Annotated in this window: 16 protein-coding genes; 10 read left to right on the top strand and 6 right to left on the bottom strand. The window is 68.1% G+C overall.

Features of this window, described 5'->3' with window-relative positions; all coding sequences use genetic code 11:
• Positions 1-5 precede the first annotated feature (5 nt).
• Both AB1281_RS05345 and AB1281_RS05340 read left to right on the top strand, forming a co-directional pair.
• On the top strand, positions 6-1,349 hold the full coding sequence (locus AB1281_RS05345) for a diguanylate cyclase (RefSeq protein WP_135966288.1): 1,344 nt from the start codon (positions 6-8) through the stop codon (positions 1,347-1,349).
• Positions 1,350-1,434: 85 nt separating this feature from the next.
• Positions 1,435-1,896 (top strand): bacteriohemerythrin, encoded by a 462-nt coding sequence (locus tag AB1281_RS05340; RefSeq protein ID WP_049446143.1) that lies wholly within the window; start codon positions 1,435-1,437, stop codon positions 1,894-1,896.
• On the opposite strand, the gene AB1281_RS05335 is transcribed toward AB1281_RS05340, so the two are convergent.
• Together AB1281_RS05335 and AB1281_RS05330 are read right to left on the bottom strand one after the other, a co-directional pair.
• Positions 1,877-3,178 (bottom strand): MFS transporter, encoded by a 1,302-nt coding sequence (locus AB1281_RS05335; RefSeq protein WP_049446145.1) that lies wholly within the window; start codon positions 3,176-3,178, stop codon positions 1,877-1,879. The genes AB1281_RS05340 and AB1281_RS05335 overlap by 20 nt on opposite strands.
• Before the next feature lie 244 nt (positions 3,179-3,422).
• Entirely contained in the window at positions 3,423-4,919 is a 1,497-nt protein-coding gene (locus tag AB1281_RS05330) for an aldehyde dehydrogenase (RefSeq protein ID WP_430345242.1), read from the bottom strand.
• Between the two features lie 104 nt (positions 4,920-5,023).
• Here AB1281_RS05330 and AB1281_RS05325 point away from each other — a divergent pair, with 104 nt between their 5' ends.
• The 7 genes from AB1281_RS05325 to AB1281_RS05295 all read left to right on the top strand — a co-directional run bounded on the left by AB1281_RS05325 (position 5,024) and on the right by AB1281_RS05295 (position 13,617).
• Entirely contained in the window at positions 5,024-6,376 is a 1,353-nt protein-coding gene (locus AB1281_RS05325; protein ID WP_049446150.1) for an aspartate aminotransferase family protein, read from the top strand.
• Between the two features lie 63 nt (positions 6,377-6,439).
• Positions 6,440-7,318: a plasmid replication/partition related protein gene (locus AB1281_RS05320; RefSeq protein WP_430345241.1), complete on the top strand. Its 879-nt coding sequence runs from the start codon at positions 6,440-6,442 to the stop codon at positions 7,316-7,318.
• Between the two features lie 118 nt (positions 7,319-7,436).
• The gene (locus tag AB1281_RS05315; RefSeq protein ID WP_430345240.1) at positions 7,437-8,723 is read left to right on the top strand and encodes a DUF445 domain-containing protein; all 1,287 of its coding nucleotides are present in this window, start codon (positions 7,437-7,439) and stop codon (positions 8,721-8,723) included.
• A gap of 292 nt (positions 8,724-9,015) precedes the next feature.
• Positions 9,016-11,238 (top strand): TonB-dependent siderophore receptor, encoded by a 2,223-nt coding sequence (locus AB1281_RS05310; RefSeq protein ID WP_430345239.1) that lies wholly within the window; start codon positions 9,016-9,018, stop codon positions 11,236-11,238.
• A 107-nt stretch (positions 11,239-11,345) separates the two neighbouring features.
• Positions 11,346-11,660, top strand: a complete 315-nt coding sequence (locus AB1281_RS05305) for a DUF3649 domain-containing protein (RefSeq protein ID WP_430345238.1) — start codon at positions 11,346-11,348, stop codon at positions 11,658-11,660.
• Complete coding sequence (locus AB1281_RS05300) at positions 11,657-13,291, top strand: PepSY-associated TM helix domain-containing protein (RefSeq protein WP_430345237.1); 1,635 nt, start codon at positions 11,657-11,659, stop codon at positions 13,289-13,291. The genes AB1281_RS05305 and AB1281_RS05300 overlap by 4 nt, the downstream gene beginning before the upstream one ends.
• Positions 13,288-13,617: a DUF3325 domain-containing protein gene (locus AB1281_RS05295; protein WP_075674888.1), complete on the top strand. Its 330-nt coding sequence runs from the start codon at positions 13,288-13,290 to the stop codon at positions 13,615-13,617. Before AB1281_RS05300 ends, AB1281_RS05295 begins: the two co-directional genes overlap by 4 nt.
• A 61-nt stretch (positions 13,618-13,678) precedes the next feature.
• Here AB1281_RS05295 and rlmKL read toward each other — a convergent pair whose 3' ends face one another.
• Positions 13,679-15,817 (bottom strand): bifunctional 23S rRNA (guanine(2069)-N(7))-methyltransferase RlmK/23S rRNA (guanine(2445)-N(2))-methyltransferase RlmL, encoded by a 2,139-nt coding sequence (gene rlmKL, locus AB1281_RS05290; RefSeq protein WP_075674889.1) that lies wholly within the window; start codon positions 15,815-15,817, stop codon positions 13,679-13,681.
• A gap of 145 nt (positions 15,818-15,962) precedes the next feature.
• The gene (locus AB1281_RS05285; RefSeq protein WP_014036558.1) at positions 15,963-16,490 is read right to left on the bottom strand and encodes an alpha/beta hydrolase; all 528 of its coding nucleotides are present in this window, start codon (positions 16,488-16,490) and stop codon (positions 15,963-15,965) included.
• Between the two features lie 72 nt (positions 16,491-16,562).
• Here AB1281_RS05285 and AB1281_RS05280 point away from each other — a divergent pair, with 72 nt between their 5' ends.
• Positions 16,563-17,129 carry an N-acetylmuramoyl-L-alanine amidase gene (locus AB1281_RS05280; protein WP_430345236.1) on the top strand — a complete coding sequence of 189 codons (567 nt, stop codon included), beginning with the start codon at positions 16,563-16,565 and terminating at the stop codon, positions 17,127-17,129.
• A 317-nt stretch (positions 17,130-17,446) separates the two neighbouring features.
• Here AB1281_RS05280 and AB1281_RS05275 read toward each other — a convergent pair whose 3' ends face one another.
• The gene (locus tag AB1281_RS05275; RefSeq protein WP_430345235.1) at positions 17,447-18,349 is read right to left on the bottom strand and encodes a sulfurtransferase; all 903 of its coding nucleotides are present in this window, start codon (positions 18,347-18,349) and stop codon (positions 17,447-17,449) included.
• The gene (locus AB1281_RS05270) at positions 18,346-19,149 is read right to left on the bottom strand and encodes a CoA pyrophosphatase (protein WP_049446173.1); all 804 of its coding nucleotides are present in this window, start codon (positions 19,147-19,149) and stop codon (positions 18,346-18,348) included. Before AB1281_RS05270 ends, AB1281_RS05275 begins: the two co-directional genes overlap by 4 nt.
• Positions 19,150-19,178: the final 29 nt, after the last annotated feature.

Below are 19,178 nucleotides of genomic sequence, written 5' to 3'. Positions count from 1 at the left end.
GCATCATGCCCGTCCTGCCGCAGGCCGCCGTCGATGGCGACCTGGCCGATCCGCTGCCGCAGCGGATCCTGCTGGTCGAAAACTCCCGTGCCTTCACCGGCATGCTGCGCGAGGCCATCGAGCAGCGCCTGGAACTGCCGGTGGTGATCGCCTCCACCCTGGCCGAGGCCGATCGCCTGCTGAGCGAGGATGGGGGCTGGTTCCTGGTACTGACCGGGCTGGTGCTGGCCGACGGCGACCGCGATGCAGTGGTTGAGTTCTTCCTCAAGCGCGGCCTGCCCACCGTGGTGGTCAGCAGCGTCTACGACGAGGACCTGCGCAAGCGCGTGCTGCAGCAGCAGATCATCGACTATGTGCTGAAGAATACCCCGGGCAGCATCGACTACCTGGTGTGGCTGGTGCAGCGGCTGGAACGCAACCGCCGCATCGCTGCGCTGGTGGTGGACGATTCGCCGTCCGCGCGCGGCTATGCCGCTGCCCTGCTGCGCATGTATGGCCATGAGGTGCACGAAGCAGCCGATGGCAACGAGGGCCTGGCCGCGATCGAGGCGCATCCTGCGATCCGCCTGGCGGTGGTCGACCAGGAAATGCCCGGCATGCAGGGCGTGGAGTTCACCCGCCGCCTGCGCACCCTGCGCTCGCGCGACAAGGTGGCGGTGATCGGCATTTCCGGTAACACCGACGCCTCGCTGATCCCGCGCTTCCTGAAGAACGGTGCCAACGACTTCCTGCGCAAGCCGTTCTCACGCGAGGAGTTCTTCTGCCGCGTCTCGCAGAACGTCGACCAGCTGGAACTGATCGGCACCCTGCAGGACCTGGCCACCCGCGATTTCCTCACCGGCCTGCCCAACCGTCGCTGCTTCCTGGAACAGAGCCAGCGCCAGCTGCCGCAGCTGCAGCTGCACGGGCAATGCGTGGCCGTGGCGATGATCGACATCGACCACTTCAAGCACATCAACGATACCTACGGCCACGAGGCCGGCGACGACGCGCTGCGTGCGGTCGCCGGCGCGGTGGCTGCGCACGCCCGCAGCCAGGACCTGATCGCACGCTTCGGTGGCGAAGAGTTCTGCCTGCTGGTGCCGGACATGGAACAGGACGAGGCACTGCAGTACTTCGAGGAACTGCGCCAGCGTATTGCCGCGCTGGAAGTGGACATCGGCACCGCCACCCTGCGCATGACGGTCAGCATCGGCCTGTGCTGCCTGCGCCCGCAGCGCGATGCACTGCACCGGCTGATCTCCGAGGCCGACCGCCAGCTGTACCTGGCCAAGGCCGGCGGCCGCAACCGGGTCAGCTGCACCACGGTGGCCAGCCCGCTGCGCCCACGCGAGCCTGCGCTGAGCTGACCGGCACGCTTTGATCCAGATCAACGCCGTCCCCGCACGGCAGCCCTACAGTCGACCCCGACATACGCATGAAGGGGAGCCGGGGATGGCACTACTGGTCTGGCAGGACGATCTGAACATCGGCATTGATGTGATCGATCAACAACACCGCCGCATCATCGAGATGCTCAACCACCTGCACGTGGCCCAGGCCAGCATGCAGCGTACGGCGGTCGGCGAAGTGATCGATGAAGTGGTCGACTACACCATGTCGCACTTCGCGTTCGAGGAAGAGCTGATGGAGGAAGCGGGCTATCCGTTCTGTGCCGCGCACAAGCGCGTGCATGAGGTCTTCATCAAGCGGGTATCGGAATACCGCATGCGCTTCCAGGCCGGGGAGGACATCAGCGACGAGCTGCGCACCATGCTCTCGCGCTGGTTGTTCAACCACATCCGCGGCGACGACCAGGCCTACGCCGAACAGGTCAAGGCGCACCTGAACCAGTTCGCCCGCGAACACCAGGGCGGCGGTTGGCTGGGGCGCACGCTCAAGCGCTTCTTTGGCTGAGCCGCAGCGCGCGCCGGTGCAGTGCCACCAACGCGCACAGGGTCGCTGCCGCAGTCAGGCACAGGTAGTAGCCGACCGCGACCAGGCCGAAGCGTTCGGCCAGCCAGGTGGCCAGGTAAGGCGCCGGTGCCGCCCCCAGGATGCCGGCCAGGTTGAATGACAGCGAGGCGCCGGTGTAGCGCACTTCCACCGGGTAGATCTCGGCCAGGAAGGTGCCGCAGGGGCCGTAGGTCAGCCCCATCAGGAACAGGCCCAGGCACAGGAATGCCGTGACCAGCCAGGGGCTGTGCGGCTGGAACAGTGGTGCGAACAGCACGCCGAAACCAATGATCAGCACGCTGGCCACGATCATCGTGCGGCGCGTGCCCCAGCGGTCGCCATAGCGCGCCGACAACGGGATGCCCAGCGCGAAGAACAGCATGCCGGCCATCTGCATCAGCAGGAACTGCTCGCGGCTGTAGCCCAGCACGGCGGTGCCATGGCCGAGGCTGAACACGGTCATCAGGTAGAACAGCACGAAGGTGGCGAACGCACCCAGCGTGCCCAACAGCATCGGTACCGGGTGGTCACGCAGCACCGTCAGCATCGGCAACCGCACCGGCGCCTTGCGTTCCAGCGCCTTCTTGAAGTCGGGGGTCTCGTGGATGTTCAGCCGCACCCACAGGCCCAGGCCGACCAGCAGCGCGCTGGCCACGAACGGGATGCGCCAGCCCCACTGCAGGAAATCGGCCTGGCTCAGGCAGCGGCCCAGCACCAGGAAGATGCCGGCTGACAGCAGGAAGCCGAGCGGCGCACCCAGCTGCGGGAACATGCCGTACCAGGCGCGCTTGCCTGGCGGTGCATTCTCGGTGGCCAGCAGCACCGCCCCGCCCCACTCACCACCCAGCCCCAGGCCCTGGCCGAAACGGCACAGCGCCAGCAGCGCCGGCGCCCACAGCCCAATCTGCGCATGGGTCGGCAGCAAACCGATCAGCACCGTGGACAGGCCCATGGTCAGCAATGCGGCGACCAGGGTGGCCTTGCGGCCGATGCGGTCACCGAAGTGGCCGAACACCGCCGAGCCGACCGGGCGTGCGATGAACGCCACCGCGAAGGTCGCCAGTGACTGCAGCAGCGCCGCCTGTTCGCTGCTGTCCGGGAAGAACAGGTGCGGGAACACCAGCACCGCGGCCGTGGCGTAGATGTAGAAATCGAAGAATTCGATGGTGGTGCCGATCAGGCTGGCCAGCAGGACACGGCGGGGGGAATTCACGGGCGGTGCGGCAGCGGTGATCGTCGACATCGGCAACACAGGTAACGGCGGATCGCCCGATTCTGCCACGGGCCGGTGGCCGCACGGGACGATGGTTTCAGCCGACACCGATGCCAACGAGGATGGCAGGCGCCATTCTTCTGTAGCGTCGAGCCATGTTCGGCTGCCGTTCGTTCTTCTGTAGAGCCGAGCCATGCTCGGCTGCTTCTCGCGAAAATCAGTCGAGCATGGCTCGACTCTACAAAGAGCGGACAGCGGTCAAGCAGCCGCGTCGTTACAGCTGGATCCAGGTGGCCTTGATCTCGCTGTACTTGTCGAAGGCGTGCAGCGATTTGTCCCGACCGTTGCCGGACTGCTTGTAACCACCGAACGGTGCAGTCATGTCGCCACCATCCCAGCCGTTCACCCAGACGCTGCCGGCACGCAGCTGGCGTGAGACGCGATGGGCACGGCTCAGATCGCGTGTCCAAAGACCGGCGGCCAGTCCGTATCGGCTGTCGTTGGCCAGGCGCACCGCTTCGGCTTCGTCATCGAAGCCCAGCACCGCCAGCACCGGTCCGAACACTTCCTCGCGCGCCAATGCCTGGTCGGGGCTCACCTGATCGAACACGGTGGGCTGCACATAGCAACCGCCTGCCTCGACCTCGGCGCGATGACCGCCCAGCAGCAAGCGGGCGCCCTCGCTTTCGGCGCGCGCGATATCCCCCATCACCTTGTCCAGATGCGCGGCATCCACCAGCGCGCCCATCGGTGCGTCGGCGTCAAGCGGGTGGCGCGGCTGCATGTGCTGGCCGTAGGCAACCACCTGGTGCACGAAATCCTCGCGGATCGAGCGCTGCACCAGCAACCGCGAACCGGCGGTACAGACTTCGCCCTGGTTGAAGAAGATGCCCTGTGCCACGGCCTTGGCCGCCGCGTCCAGATCGGGAGCGTCGGCGAACACCACGTGCGGGCTCTTGCCGCCACACTCCAGCCAGACCCGCTTGAGGTTGGACCGGCCGGAATACTCCAGCAGCCTGGCGCCGGTGGCCGTGGAGCCGGTGAAGGCCAGCACATCCACGTCCATGTGCAGAGCCAGCGGTTCACCGACGCGAGCACCATGGCCCGGCAGCACGTTCAGCACGCCCTCCGGCAACCCGGCCTCGGCGGCCAGCGCCGCCAGCCGCAGCGCACTCAGGGGCGAGCGCTCGGAAGGCTTGAGCACCACCGAGTTGCCCATCGCCAGCGCCGGCGCGATCTTCCAGCAGGCCATCAGCAACGGGAAATTCCACGGCACGATGGCCGCCACCACGCCCGCCGCCTCGCGGGTGACCAGTCCCAGTTCGTGCGGCCCGGTGGGCGCGACCTCGCCATACAGCTTGTCCACCGCTTCGGCCGTCCAGCGCAGGCAGCGCACCACGCCCGGCAGGTCGATGCGCCGCGCCTCACGCACCGGCTTGCCCATGTCCAGGGTTTCCAACAAGGCCAGTTCATCGGCGTGCGTTTCCACCAGTGCGGCCAGGGCCAGCAGTACGCGCTTGCGGTGGGCCGGACTGGCCTGTGACCAGTGGCCGGCCTCGAAGCTGCGCCGCGCGGCCAGTACCGCACGCTCCACGTCCTGCGCGTCGCAGTCGGCAACCGCCCCCAGCACACGTCCGTCGATCGGGCTGATGCAGTCGAAACGGGCACCGCTGGCGGCGTCGGCGTAACGGCCGTCGATGAAGGCCTGGCCGGGTAACGACAGCTGAAGGGCCAGCGCCTGCCAGTGGCTGCGGTCGGGGAAATCGGCCATGGGAAGCTCCAGCGATCAACGAGCCTTGGTTATACCGGGGCCGCCGCGACTCCGCCGTGACGCGGCTGCGCTACATTCGTCGCATCGGACCCGATGGAGCTGGCATGAAGCGTCCCGAAAGCGACCTGCACGACCTGGCCACCCAGCGCCCTGAGTCACTGGACGCGTACTGGATGCCGTTCACCGCCAACCGCCAGTACAAGGCCGCCCCGCGCATGCTGGTACGCGCTGAAGGCATGCACTACGAGGACGTCGACGGTCGCCAGATCCTCGACGGTACCGCCGGCCTGTGGTGCTGCAACGCCGGCCACGCGCGACCGCGCATCGTCGAGGCCATCGTCGAGCAGGCACGCACCCTCGACTACTCGCCGGCCTTCCAGATGGGCTCGCCGCCGGCCTTCGCGCTGGCGCAGCGGCTGGCCGCGCTGGCGCCTGCCCCGCTCAACCATGTGTTCTTCACCAGCTCCGGGTCCGAGGCGGTGGATACCGCGATGAAGATCGCGCTGGCCTATCACCGCCAGCGTGGCGAGGGCCAGCGCACCCGCTTCATCAGCCGCGAGAAGGCCTACCACGGGGTCGGTTTCGGCGGCATGGCGCTGGGCGGACTGCCCAACAACCGCAAAGCGTTCGGCCTGCAACTGGGCGGCGTCGACTACCTGCGGCATACCCTGGACCTGCAGCGCAATGCGTTCAGCAGGGGCCTGCCACGCCAGGGCGCGGAGCTGGCCGACGACCTGGAACGGCTGATCGCGCTGCACGATGCCTCGACGATTGCCGCCGTGTTCGTTGAACCCATCGCCGGGTCGGCCGGGGTGATCCTGCCCGCGCCGGGCTACCTGCAGCGCCTGCGCGAACTCTGCGACCACCACGGCATCCTGCTGGTGTTCGACGAGGTCATCACCGGCTTCGGCCGGGTCGGCATGCCCTTCGCCGCGCAGCGCTTCGGGGTCACTCCGGACCTGCTGACCTTCGCCAAGGCGGTCAGCAACGGCGCGGTACCGCTGGGTGGCGTGCTGGCCAGCGACGCCGTGCATGCAACCCTGATGCAGGCACCGCCACAGGCCATCGAGCTGTTCCATGGCTATACCTATTCGGGGCACCCGCTGGCCTGCGCAGCGGCGCTGGCCACGCTGGAGGTCTATGCCGAGGAGCGCCTGTTCGAACGTGCCATCGAACTGGGTGAGTACTGGCAGGAACGGCTGCATGCGCTGCAGGGCCTGCCCAACGTGATCGACATCCGCAACTTCGGGCTGGTCGGCGCGGTCGAGCTGGCGCCGCGCCGCGATACCCCCGGCAGCCGTGGCTATGAGGTGTTCCGGCGCTGCTTCCAGGACGGCCGGCTGCTGGTGCGCTGTACCGGCGACATCATTGCGTTGTCGCCGCCACTGATCGTGGACAAGGCGCAGATCGACCAGATCACCGGCACCCTGGGCGAGATGATCCGGGCCACCGCCTGAGCCCGGGCCGGGGGTGGCGAGCGGGTACAATGGGCGGTTCCGCTCCTGCTCGCTGCCGTGCCCATGGATATCGTCGTCAAAGAAGAACTCAAGGCCTACATCGACCCGCTGACCGCGGACGAACATGACGCGCTGGAGCGCAGCATCCTGGCCGAAGGCTGCCGCGATGCGCTGGTGCTGTGGGGCGAGGTGCTGGTCGACGGCCACAACCGCTTCGGCATCTGCCAGAAGCATGGCCTGCCCTTCAACACCGTGCAGAACACCCGCTTCCAGAGCATGGAGGACGTGCACCTGTGGATGATCGAACAGCACCTGGGCCGCCGCAGCGTGTCCGACTTCCAGCGCGGCGTGCTGGCGCTGCGCAAGCGCGACATCCTGGCCGCCCGCAAGCAGGTCGAGCAGGCGCAGCTGCAGCGCGAGAGCGACGGCACCGCCGAAGCCGTCGAGGACGCGGGTGAGGACAGCCCGCCGTGGGAACCGGCACCGAAGATCAGCCGCGCCGAGCTGGCCCGCGAGGCCAAGCTGAGCACCAGCCAGGTTGGCATGATCGAACGCATCCATGCCCAGGCCGCGGCCGAGGTGGTGGAAGCGGTGAAGGCCGGCGTGATCTCGATCAGCGCCGCCGCGGCCGTGGCCGACCTGCCGGAAGACGAGCAGCGCGCCGCCGCCGCCGGTGGCAAGGACGAGCTGAAGCAGGCCGCCAAGCGCGTGCGCGAGTCCAAGCGCAAGCCGCGCGCACCGAAGCCGGAAGCAGCCGAGATGGACTTCGAGGAAGCGGACGAAGACGAGATCGCCAGCCGCGACGCCGAAGTACTGTCGGCACTGGAGCAGCTGGGCGAGGATGCACCGGCACTGCGCCGCCGCGTGGTCGCGCTGACCCGCGAGAACGATACCCTGCGCGCGCAGCTGGCTGCGTTGCGCAAGCAACTCGAAGCGCTCTGAACCCGCGGGTAGTGCCGGCCGCTGGCCGGCAGCCCCATGAACGTTCCGGGTGCGTTGCGGATGCCGGCCAGCGGCCGGCACTACCAGATGCTCATGCCGTGCCGGTTAGACTTCCGGCATGACGCCTGCCAACGATCCGCGCCGCGCTCAGCTGCGGCGCCTGAAAGCCCTCGCGCTGGGCCTGCTGCTGTTGATGCTGGCCGGTTTCGCGGTCAGCCACTGGCAGGGCGAGCGCGGTATCTGGGCCTGGGTCTCGGCGTTCTGCGAGGCCGCAGCCGTGGGCGCACTGGCCGACTGGTTCGCCGTCGTTGCCCTGTTCCGGCGCCCGATGGGCCTGCCGATTCCGCACACCGCCATCATCCCGCGCAGCAAGGAGCGCATCGGCGACAGCCTGGCCCTGTTCGTGCGCGACCAGTTCCTGGAACCGCAGGTGCTGCTGGCCAAGCTGCAGGTGTTCGATCCGGCCAGCCGCCTCGGCAGCTGGCTGGCCGACCCGGCGCGCTCGCGGATGCTGGCCGACATGGCCCGTGGCTGGGCCCTGCAGGCGCTGGACTTCTTCGACGAAACGGCGGTGCGCCGGCAGCTGCATGCCTTCGTGGTGCAGCAGCTGCGGCAGTGGAATGCCGCCGCCACCGCCGGTGAGCTGCTGGCCCTGCTGACCGCCGATGGACGCCACCAGCGCGTGCTGGACGAGGGCCTGCAGCGGCTCGGCCGCTGGCTGGAACAGCCGGAGGTGAAGGAACGCGCCTCGCAGCTGATCGTGCGTTACATCCAGCGCGAATGGCCGACGCTGTCGAGCACGGTGAACTGGGTGAAGCCGATCGATGAGATCGGCGACAGCCTGGCCGAGCGCCTGGCGCGGGCGGTGCTGGAAGAACTGCAGCAGGTACTGGCCGAGCCGCAGCATCCGCTGCGCCAGGACTATGAGACCTGGCTGCAGAACTACGTGCAGCGCCTGCGCGAGGACCCGGCCCTGGCCGAGCGCATCGAGCAACTCAAGCAGGAAATGATCGACCACCCCGCCCTGCAGGAGTACGTGCAGGGGCTGTGGGCGCGCATCCATTCCAGCCTGCGCGCAGACCTGCAGCGCGAGGACTCGGCGCTGGTCGGCCACCTGCAGCGCAGCCTCGCCTCGCTGGGCAGCAGCCTGCAGGCCGACCCGGCCCTGCGCGATGCCCTCAACCAGCACCTGCTGGAAGGCGCACAACGCCTGACCGGCCGCCTGCGCGAAGGCGTGACCACGCATATCGCGCAGACCGTGAAGAGCTGGGACGAGCGGCATCTGGTCGAGCAACTGGAGCTGAGCGTGGGCCGCGACCTGCAGTTCATCCGCTTCAACGGCACGCTGGTCGGCGGGCTGATCGGCCTGCTGCTGCATGCGGCAACCGTGGTGTTCCGGTTCTAGACGCGCGGCCGGCCGTCTGATTCACGACCGCTCGAACGCGGCAAGCCGTCACGCTTGATTAACGAAATGCGAATGCCTATCATTTGCTAATCGGTTGTACGCTTAGCCAAGCGGGGCACGGAAGCACGTACCCACCCGCCCCTTCGCCCGTGTACATCCCCCGACTACCGGGTCGCCCGCACTGCGCGGGCGGCGCATCGTCGATGGGACTCGCTGGGCGACGTGCGCGGAGCGCATGGCTGCCGTGCCTGCGCATTCCATCGCCTGTTTCGTCCTGCATGGAATCGCACCGATGGCAATGCCGCTCAATCCCCCTCGTCCTACTCTGCTGGCCCTGGCCGTGACCGCACTGATGATCGCTCCGCTGGCCCATGCCGACGGCACTGCCGAATCTTCCGCGCGCACTCTGGACACCGTGAAGGTGACTGCCGATGGCGAGATTCCCAACAGTTATACGGTGAAGGGTGCGCGCAGTGCGACCAAGCTCGATCTGTCGCTGCGCCAGACGCCGCAGTCGGTAACCGTCGTGACCCGCCAGCGCCTGGATGACATGGGCCTGTTCTCGTTGTCGGACGTGATGGGCCAGGTCACCGGGGTCAGCGTGTCGGTCACCGACAGCGAGCGCATCAACTACGTCTCGCGCGGCTACACCATCGACAATTTCCAGATCGACGGCATGCTCAACACCTTCGGTGGCTCGGTCAAGACCAACACCGACAACGTGATCTACGAGCGCATCGAAGTGATCCGCGGCGCCACCGGCCTGACCACCGGCGCGGGCGATCCGTCCGGCACCATCAGCATGATCCGCAAGCGCCCGACCGATACCTTCCAGATGGGTGCCAACCTGACCCTCGGCCGCTGGGGCAACCGACGCCTGGAAGTCGACCTCGGCGGCCCCGTCGCCTGGGACGGGCGCATCCGGGCCCGTGTGGTCGCCGCCAAGCAGCAGAGCGACTCGTTCCGTGATGTCTATGCGCTGGACAAGGACGTGTTCTACGGCATCATCCAGGCCGACCTGAGCGACAGCACGCTGTTCGAGGTGGGCTACGAGTACCAGTCGCCGCATACCACCGGCGTGACCTGGGGCGTGGTGCCGTACTGGGGCGCCAACGGTACGCCGGCCAACCTGCCGCGCTCGACCAACCTGTCGGCCTCCTGGAGCGCCTGGCCGATCGTGGAGAAGACCACCTTCGCGCGCCTGGAACAGCAACTGGGCAACGGCTGGTCGGTGAAGGGCAACGTCAGCCATGCGGTACGCGATACCGACGGGAGCGTCTGGTACGGCGCGGCGGGCTATCCGCGCACCGACGGCACCGGCGTGACCGCCTACATTTCCCACTTCAATGAACACAGCACGATGGATGTGTTCGACGTCAACGTGGGCGGGCCGTTCAAGCTGTTCGGGCGCGAGCACGAACTCGTGTTCGGCCTGGGCCAGTCGGTGCGCAAGGGCGAGTCCGAAGACATGGACTTCAACTACGGCACGACCTATGCCTTGGTGCCTGACTGGCGGAACTGGACCGGCAACGTGCCGGTACTGCCGGTCACCCGCCTCGGCCGCCTGGCCTCGGAAAACGAGCTGCGCCAGCGCGCCGCCTACATCGCCGCGCGCCTGCGCCTGGCCGATCCGCTGCTGGCCGTGGTCGGCGCGCGTTATGGCAGCTGGGAAACCCGCAGCTGGGCCTATGGCTATGACGACGCCGGCAACCGCAACCGCACCACGCGCACCGGCTACAAGCCCGACGATACGCTCACCCCGTACGCGGGCCTGGTCTATGACTTCAACTCGACCTTCAGCGCCTACGTCAGCTACACCGACATCTTCAAGCCGCAGAACTACCGTGACCGCAACGGCAACTACCTGGAACCGGTGGTCGGTGACATGTACGAAGCCGGCGTCAAGGCCGAGTTCTTCGGCGGCCTGCTGAATGCTTCGGCAGCCGTGTTCGAAGGCAAGCAGGACAACGTGGCCGAGATCGACGATTCGGTGCCGCTGAACTCGCTGCCCGACGGTGGCCAGGCCTATCGATCCACCGGCAAGGGCAACAAGGTGAAGGGCTGGGAAATCGAGACCCAGGGCAGCATCGGCGAGCAATGGAATGTATCGGCGGGCTTCGCCCACACCGTCATCCGCAACAACGCAGGCGTGCTGCAGCGGACCACCACCCCGCAGGACACCTTCCGCCTCAACACCAGCTGGCGCCCGGGCGGCATCGATGGCCGCTTCTGGCTGGGCGGCGGCGTGACCTGGCAGAGCCGCCTCTGGAACAACAGCACGAAGCCGGCCGCCGACTATCTCACCAGCGGGCGCACCGAGCGCGCGCAGATCACCCAGGACGCGTTCTACCTGGTGAATCTCGCCGGCGGCTACCGCTTCAACGAGAACTTCAGCGCGCAGCTGAACATCAACAACCTGCTCGACAAGAAGTACTTCAACAACGTCGGTTTCTACAACGGCGTGTATTGGGGCGAACCGCGCAACGTGACGATGACGCTGCGCTGGAAGCTCTGACCCTGGATGGATGGCGCCGGTTCTGCGACCGCTGCCCGGCCAGGGATGGCCAACCCCGGTGCACTGCGGTGCACCGGTTCCTTTTCACTGAAACCTGCAGGAACGCCGTGGACCGCTCGCCCGCAACCGCCAGCCCCCGCACCTTCTTCTCCAATCCGCGCTGGGGCGTGCTGTCACGCTCGCTGGCCGCGATCTTCGGCGGCTACGCGCTGGCCTCGGTGACCAGCGTGTTCTGCGCGGTGGCGCTGCCCGGCGCACGTGGCCAGACCGTGCTGACCGGCATGCTGCTGGCCATCCTGGTGGCCGCCTGCGCGGCGTTGTGGGCGTTCGCGACCCGCAGCGCGCTGCGCGCCTGGGTCGGCATCCTCGCCCCCACCCTGGTGATGGCAGCCATTGCGCGCCTGATGGGGGCCTGGGCATGAAGAACGGATTCCGCCAGTCGATGGCCTGGCTGCACACCTGGACCGGCCTGCTGGTCGGCTGGTTGCTGCTGCTGATCTTCATGGCCGGCACAGCCAGCTACTACCGCGAAGAAATCAGCCGCTGGATGCGACCGGAACTGCCGTCCAGCAAGGTCAGCATCGATGTCGCCGCGCAGCGCGCGGTGGACTACCTGCAGGCCAACGCCACGCAGGCCGAGAACTGGTTCGTCACCCTGCCGCAGCCGCGCAACCCGGCCATGCAGATGTTCTGGCGGCTGCCACCGGAGCTGGCCGATCCCAGTCGTGGCCGCCGTGGTGGTTTTGGTGATGCCACGCTGGACCCGAACACCGGCCAGGCACTGAAAGCGCGCGAAACCCGCGGCGGCGACTTCTTCTACCGCCTGCATTTCGACCTGCACTACATCCCGGTGCTGTGGGCGCGCTACCTGGTCGGCTTCTGCGCGATGTTCATGCTGGTGGCGATCATCACCGGCGTCATCACCCACAAGAAAATCTTCAAGGACTTCTTCACCTTCCGCAAGGACAAGGGCCTGCGTTCCTGGCTCGATTTCCACAACGTCAGTGCGGTGATGGCGCTGCCGTACCACGCGATGATCACCTACACCGGCATCGTCACCCTGATGATCATGTACCTGCCGTGGGGGGTGAAAGTGGCCTACCCGCAGGACGAGGACAAGTTCTTCAGCGAAGCCTTCGGCGGCATGCCGGAGGTGACCGCGCCGGCCGAAGGCCGCGCCACGCCGCTGCCGATCGCGCAGCTGCTGGACAGCGCACGCGCGCATTGGCACGGCGTGGAAGTAGCCGGCTTCACCGTGTCCAACCCGGGCGCGGCCAATGCCGTGATCGACATCCGCCAGCGCGACGGCAAGCGCCTGTCCACCGACACCCCGGCGCTGCGCTACGACATGGTCAACGGCACGTTGCTGGAGGAAACGCCCCCTTCCGGCGGCGCCACCGCCACCCGCGGCGTGCTGTATGGCCTGCACCTGGCGCGCTTCGCCGACTGGGGCCTGCGCGCACTGTTCTTCCTGTCCGGCCTGGTCGGCTGCCTGATGGTGGCCAGCGGCGTGGTGCTGTGGGCGGTGAAGGAACGGCCCAAGCACGCCAAGAGCGGCCGTACCGGCTTCGGCCTGCGCCTGGTCGATGCATTGAACATCGGCACCGTGGCCGGCCTGCCGATCGCCTTCGCCGCCTACTTCTGGGGCAACCGCCTGCTGCCGCTGGACATCGCCGAACGCTCCAGCGCCGAGGCCAATGTGTTCTTCTACGCGTGGGGCGGTGCACTGCTGGCCGCCTTCATCTGGCCGAAGCGGATGATGTGGGCCTGGCAGCTGTATCTGGGGGCGGCCGCGTTCGCGCTGGTGCCGGTGGTCAACGCGCTGACCACGCACGCCCACCTTGGCGTGACCCTGCGCAACGGTGACTGGGTACTGGCCGGCGTCGATCTGTCGATGATCGCGTTCGGTGCAATGCTGGCGCTGTGCGGCTGGCGCATGCAGCGCTGGACGCCACCGCTGTCTGCAGCCGAGAAGAAGAAGCGTGCCGCTGCGGCGGCACCCAAGGCCGCGGTGGACACTGCGGAAACCGCAGAAGCGGAGGCCAGCGCATGATGCTGCTGGCGTTGACCCTTTCGTTCTCTGCGTTCACCGCGTTGTCGCTGGCGATGGAAAAGCACCAGCACGACCTGCACGGCAAGGCTGCAGCCTCGCCGGCACGGCGCACGCAGTGGCGGATGCTGGGCTGGGCCCTGCTGACGGTGGCGTTCGCGCTGTGCGTGGTCGACCATGGCTGGGCGATGGGCCCGGTGCTGTGGCTGGGCACGATGACACTGGGCGGCGTAGCGCTGTCGTTCGGGCTGTACCCGTACCGGCCGAAGTGGATCGCCGCGCTGGCGATCACGCTGCCGGTGATGGGGCTGCTGGTGGCGTTGCTGTAGCAGAGCCACCGGGGTCGGATCCCTTGCGCGCAGCGCAAGGGCTCTGACCCCGGGCGTCGGCTTACCCCAACCGCTTCAATTCCCACGCGCGGTGGATGCGCGCGTTGCGTTCGAAATCCGGACCGATGGTGCGCGCGGTGATCTCGCGGCACTGGGCGAATTCGGCGATGGCGTTCTCTTCCAGCTTGAAGCGGCGGAAGTTGTTGGAGAAGTACAACACGCCGCCCGGCGCCAGTCGCGCCACCGCCGCGCGCAGCAGCTTCAGCTGTTCGCGCTGCACGTCGAAGTCGTCGGCGCGCGCGGAGTTGGAGAACGTCGGCGGATCGCAGAAGATCACGTCGTACTGGCCACGGTCGCCTTCCAGCCACGCCATCGCATCGGCCTGCACCAGCAGGTGCTGGTTGCCGCCCTGCCCGTTCAACGCCAGGTTGTCGTAGCACCACTGCAGGTAGGTCGCCGACAGGTCGACGCTGGTGGTGCTGGCCGCACCGGCAACTGCCGCCTGCACACTGGCCACGCCGGTGTAGCAGAACAGGTTGAGGAAGCGCTTGCCACGCACCTGCTCGGCCATCATCCGCCGCAGCGGGCGGTGGTCGAGGAACAGGCCGGTGTCCAGGTAATCGAACAGGTTCACCTGCAGCAGTGCGTGGTTCTCGCGCACCACGATGAATTCGTCACGCTGCTCGAAGCGGCCGTACTTGCTGCCACCCTTGCCGCGCTCGCGCGACTTCATCGAGACCTGCTCCGGCGGCACGCCGAACACTTCGCGCGCAGCGGCCAGCAGCTCGTTGCGGCGGCGGCGCACGTCGTTCTCCGGAATCGCCGCCGGTGCGGCGTATTCCTGCACATGCAGGAAGGTACGCCGCTTGCCACCGTCTTCCTCGTAGACATCGATGGCCGCCGCGTACTCCGGCAGGTCGGCGTCGTAGGCGCGGAAGCAGGTGATGTCCTCGCGGGCACGCCAGCTCTTGAACTTCTTCAGGTTCTTGCGCAGGCGGTTGGCCACCATCTGCGCGCCTTCGCTCAGCTCGCGCGGCTGCGCCGGATCACGGCCCGGCACGGCGATCGGATCGCAGACGATCAGCGCGCATTCCAGCGCACCGTTGAACATCTGGTACTTCTTGCCCGCGCGCAGGCCGGTGGCGAAGGCCAGTTCGTCGTTGCCGCACAGCAGGCTGGCGCGCCACTGCGGCACCGCCTTCTGCAAGGCGTTGCCCAGCGCGCGGTACAGCGCCGGATCAGCGGCCAGGCGCTCGTCATACGGCGGGTTGCAGACCACCGCACCGATCTCCTGCTCCGGCGTGGCCAGGTCAGCCACATCGGCGCGGGTGAAGCGGATCGCGTGGGCGACGCCCGCCACCTCGGCATTCTCGCGCGCCGCCTGGATCGCGGTCGGATCGATGTCGCTGCCGTGGATGACCGGCTTCAGCGCGGCCAGGCCGGCCGCTTCGCGGTCACGCGCCTCGCTCTGGATGGTCTTCCAGGCCGCCTTGTCGAAGCCCAGCCAGCGGCTCGGCGGCAGGCTGCCATGGCGCATCAGGCCGGGAGCAACGTCGGCGGCCATCAATGCGCCTTCGATCAGCAGCGTGCCGCTGCCGCACATCGGGTCCAGCAGACCACCACCAGCGGCGTGCAGGCGCGGCCACTGCGCGCGCAGCAGCAGCGCGGCGGCCAGGTTTTCCTTCAGCGGCGCTTCGTGGGCGGCGCCCCGCCAGCCACGGCGATGCAGCGGGCCACCGCCGAGGTCGATCGACAGCGACGCACGGCCCTTGCGCAGCGACAGGTTGACGCGCACGTCAGGCAGATCGGTGTTGACCGAGGGGCGTTCCAGGCCCTCGTCGCGCATGCGGTCGACGATGGCGTCCTTGATCCGCTGCGCAGCGAAGCGGGCGTGGGTGATCTTGTCGCCGGACACGTGCGCGTCCACCGCCAGGGTCATCTCCGGCTTGATGTGCTCGTGCCACGGCAGCGCACGCACGCCGTCGTACAGGGCCTGCTCGTCCGGGCACTCGAACTCGTCGATCGGCCACAGCACGCGGCTGGCCAGGCGCGACCACATCACGATCCGCAGCGCCTGCTCCAGTTCGCCCTCGGCGTTGACGCCGGCAATGGTGGCAGTGGCCTTGCCAAGGCCCAGGGCCGACAGTTCATCGGCAAGCAGGTATTCCAGGCCCTTGGCGCAGGAGACGAAGAATTTCACGGGATCGGTTCGCAGGTGGTCGGGCGCGGCACAGGGGCCGGGCCAGTCGGAAAGGAGGGCCGTAGTCACGGCCGGCAGGCCCGCGCCGGGGGCGGCGGGGCTGCCATTGTAGTCAATGCGGGCGGGCGCGCCGTGCGCCCGGGCTTCACAGCTGGCGCAGCAGGCGCTCGAAGGCCTGCGCGGAGGCCTCCACGTGGTGCTCCAGGCGGTGGCCATCGTCGACCAGCAGCAGCTGCGCCGAGCGCGCCTGGGCCCAGGCGATCACTCCGGCGGCCGGGACCACGTCGTCATGCCAGGCCTGGACCACGGTGGTCGGCACGGCGGCGGCGTCCAGCGCCGGCATCGGGCCCATGGTGGTCGGCGGCACCATCAGGAACAGGCCGGCCACCGGCACCTGCAGCGAGGCGATGGCAGAGATGTAGGCGCCCAGGCTGGAGCCGGCCAGCACCACCGGGCCCTGCCGGGCCGCGATGGCGGTGCGCTCGACCAGGCGGCGCAGCCGGGTCGGCACGTCACCTACGCGGCTGACCTCGCTCATCGCGTCCAGGTCGGTGTAGTCCGGGCGCTCGTGGGTCCAGCCCAGCCGCTGCGCCACATCCGCCAGCGCGGTGACCTTGGTCGCTTCCGGGCCGCTCTCGAAGCCATGCGACAGGATGCAGTGGCCGCGGCTCATGCGCGTGCTCCGTGCGAGCGGGCCAACGAGGAAAGGGAAGGCAGGTTCATGCCGCAATGCTAGCATCGCCGGATGCCCAACCCGCTCCTGCCCGGCCTGCAGCTGCAGCCCCTGCCCTACGAAGACCGTCTGCCCCTGCGCGACCCGGCCACGCTGGAGATGGTGGTGATCCACTGCACCGAGCTGCCCGACCTGGCGATGGCCCGCGAGTACGGCGAGCGTGTGCTGTACGACAGCGGTGCCGGCAACAGCGGCCACTTCTACATCGACCGCGATGGCAGCGTGGTGCAGTACGTGGCACCGGAACGCGTGGCCCACCACGTGCGCGGCATGAACGCGCATACGCTGGGCATCGAGCTGGTCAACACCGGACGCTACCCGCACTGGTTCGACAGCCGCCAGCAGGCGATGGACGAGCCCTACACCGAGGCACAGCTGCAGGCGCTGGAAGGCCTGCTGCAGGCGCTGGTAACGCACTACCCGTCGCTGCGACGGATTGCCGGGCACGACCAGCTGGACCTGGAACAGGTGCCGGCCAGCGACGATGCGACGCTGACGGTGGCGCGCAAGCGCGATCCGGGGCCGTTGTTCCCGTGGGCGCGGATCCTGGCGAAGGTGCCGTTGCAGCCGGTTGGGTAAGCGGCAGGGCTGCGCCCTGCACCCGCAGAAGCAACATCAACGTCAAGAGCTGGCATTCCGCAGGATGGCGGGGCGGGTCCGGTTGCGAGGGACGCCGTAAACCCGTCCATGGGGGCTTGGCCGCGGCATCCATGCCGCGGACACCCTCGCAACCGGACCCGCCCCGCCTTCGACAGATTCCTGCTGCTGTTGGTGGGTGTCGACCTTGGTCGGCACGGGATCGGATCCCGTTGCTACGCAACGGGCTCTGACCCCGATTTACGCTCGATGGGGTCGGATCCGTTTTCCGTTGGAAAACGGATCCGACCCCGCGTGGCTCAGGCGCCAGTGGCGACCGGGCGGCTGTTGTCGCTCACCCAGCCGCTCCATGAATCGGCGTAGATGCGCGCGCCCGACAGGCCCGCCGTTTCCATCGCCAGCAGCAGGTGGCAGGCCGTCACGCCGGACCCACACATCAGCACCACCTGCTGTGGATCGCGATTGCCGATCACGCCCTGCAGTTCGGCGCGCAGCTCCTGTGGGTCGCGCAGGTGGCCGTCGAGTACGTTCAATGCGAACGGGCGGTTGACCGCGCCCGGCACGTGGCCGGCGACCGGATCCAGCGGCTCGACCTCACCGCGGAAGCGTTCACCCGCACGTGCATCGACCAGCCAACCGGGTGCATGCTTCAAGCGTGCAGTGATTTCATCGGCATTGGCGATCTGGGTGGTGTCGAAACGGCCCGGGTAAGCCGGCAGCGCGGTGACTTCGCCCTGCCCGGTTGCCAGCGTGTGACCAGCGGCCTGCCAGGCGGCGATGCCGCCGTCGAGCACGGCCACCTTGCTGTGACCGATCAGGCGCAGCAGCCACCACAGGCGCGAGGCGGCCATGCTGCCGTCGCTGCCGTCGTAGACCACCACCTGGGTATCGGGACCGATGCCCCACGTGCCGAGCTTCGCGGCGAACGCATCGCTGTCCGGCAGCGGGTGCCGGCCATGGCCGACGCGGCCCAGATCGGACAGATCGCGGTTGAGATCGGCATGCACCGCGCCCGGAACATGCCCTGCCAGATACTGGGCACCTGCCGCCTGCGGATCGGCCAGCGAAGCACGCGCATCAACCACGCGCACCGCGGTGCTGGCGGTGGCGCGCGCATCGACCACGCGCACGCCTTCGCCCAGCGCAGCGGCAAGGGTGGCGACATCGACCAGGGTGGTCCACGGCGGATCGATCGGCTTCATTGCACTTGCTCCAGGCGGCGACGCAGGTTGTAGAGGATGGCGGCGGTCGCGCCCCAGATGCGCTGGCCCGGCCAGCCATACTCGAGGACGTGGCGGACGCGGCCGCGATGATTGATTTCGACCTGGTGCAGGTTGTCGGCGGCCATCAGGTAGGCCAGCGGCACCTCGAACACTTCGGCCACTTCGCTGGGCTGCGGCACCGGCACGAAATCCGGATCGACCACCGCCACCACGGGCGTGACGCGGTAGCCGGTGATGGTGACGAAGGGATCGAGATACCCCAGCGCCTGCACCTGGCCGGGCGCCAAGGCGATTTCTTCCTGGCTCTCGCGCAGTGCGGCCGCCAGCGCGTCGCGGTCATCGGGTTCGGTGCGGCCGCCGGGGAATCCGACCTGGCCACCATGGGTGCGCAGTGTTTCGGTGCGACGGGTGAGGATGACCTGTGCGCCGTTGGCACGCGGCACGATGCCGGCCAGCACCGCAGCCTCCACCGGGGGCCCGGGCGGCAGCAGGTCGATAAGCTCACTGCGGTTCCAGCCGTCGCCGGACGGCGGTTGGGCCAGGGGGTGCAGCGCGCGCATCAGTCGCTCGTGGTCGGCCAGTGAGCCACGCAACGATTGCTGCAGCTGTTCGCGCAGGGGCTGCACGCGATGCAGGATGCGGCTGCGTTCCTCGTTGCTCATCGACGACCACCGCGCGATCTCATCGATATGCCGCCCGCAGCCGGTGCATTGCCGGTGCGGATCCAGCGTGCACACTCCGATGCAGGGACTTGCGACAACACGCGCCGTTTCTTCCATTGTTTGCACCCAGCAACAGTAGCGCGATC

The sequence above is a fragment of the Stenotrophomonas sp. NRRL B-14846 genome, assembly GCF_050473585.1.
GTDB lineage: Bacteria > Pseudomonadota > Gammaproteobacteria > Xanthomonadales > Xanthomonadaceae > Stenotrophomonas.
Note: the sequence above shows the minus strand (reverse complement) of the source record. Positions and strands in the feature narration are given on the sequence as shown.

Excerpts from the sequence above, each read along its gene's own strand:
- AB1281_RS05285 (WP_014036558.1), bottom strand. The coding sequence starts at position 16,490 with ATGAGCCGCGGCCACTGCATCCTGTCGCATGGCTTCGAGAGCGGCCCG.
- AB1281_RS05315 (WP_430345240.1), top strand. The coding sequence starts at position 7,437 with ATGACGCCTGCCAACGATCCGCGCCGCGCTCAGCTGCGGCGCCTGAAA.
- AB1281_RS05330 (WP_430345242.1), bottom strand. The coding sequence starts at position 4,919 with ATGGCCGATTTCCCCGACCGCAGCCACTGGCAGGCGCTGGCCCTTCAG.
- AB1281_RS05320 (WP_430345241.1), top strand. The coding sequence starts at position 6,440 with ATGGATATCGTCGTCAAAGAAGAACTCAAGGCCTACATCGACCCGCTG.
- AB1281_RS05340 (WP_049446143.1), top strand. The coding sequence starts at position 1,435 with ATGGCACTACTGGTCTGGCAGGACGATCTGAACATCGGCATTGATGTG.
- AB1281_RS05275 (WP_430345235.1), bottom strand. The coding sequence starts at position 18,349 with ATGAAGCCGATCGATCCGCCGTGGACCACCCTGGTCGATGTCGCCACC.
- AB1281_RS05325 (WP_049446150.1), top strand. The coding sequence starts at position 5,024 with ATGAAGCGTCCCGAAAGCGACCTGCACGACCTGGCCACCCAGCGCCCT.
- AB1281_RS05295 (WP_075674888.1), top strand. The coding sequence starts at position 13,288 with ATGATGCTGCTGGCGTTGACCCTTTCGTTCTCTGCGTTCACCGCGTTG.
- AB1281_RS05310 (WP_430345239.1), top strand. The coding sequence starts at position 9,016 with ATGGCAATGCCGCTCAATCCCCCTCGTCCTACTCTGCTGGCCCTGGCC.
- AB1281_RS05345 (WP_135966288.1), top strand. The coding sequence starts at position 6 with ATGCCCGTCCTGCCGCAGGCCGCCGTCGATGGCGACCTGGCCGATCCG.
- AB1281_RS05300 (WP_430345237.1), top strand. The coding sequence starts at position 11,657 with ATGAAGAACGGATTCCGCCAGTCGATGGCCTGGCTGCACACCTGGACC.
- AB1281_RS05280 (WP_430345236.1), top strand. The coding sequence starts at position 16,563 with ATGCCCAACCCGCTCCTGCCCGGCCTGCAGCTGCAGCCCCTGCCCTAC.
- AB1281_RS05335 (WP_049446145.1), bottom strand. The coding sequence starts at position 3,178 with ATGTCGACGATCACCGCTGCCGCACCGCCCGTGAATTCCCCCCGCCGT.
- AB1281_RS05270 (WP_049446173.1), bottom strand. The coding sequence starts at position 19,149 with ATGGAAGAAACGGCGCGTGTTGTCGCAAGTCCCTGCATCGGAGTGTGC.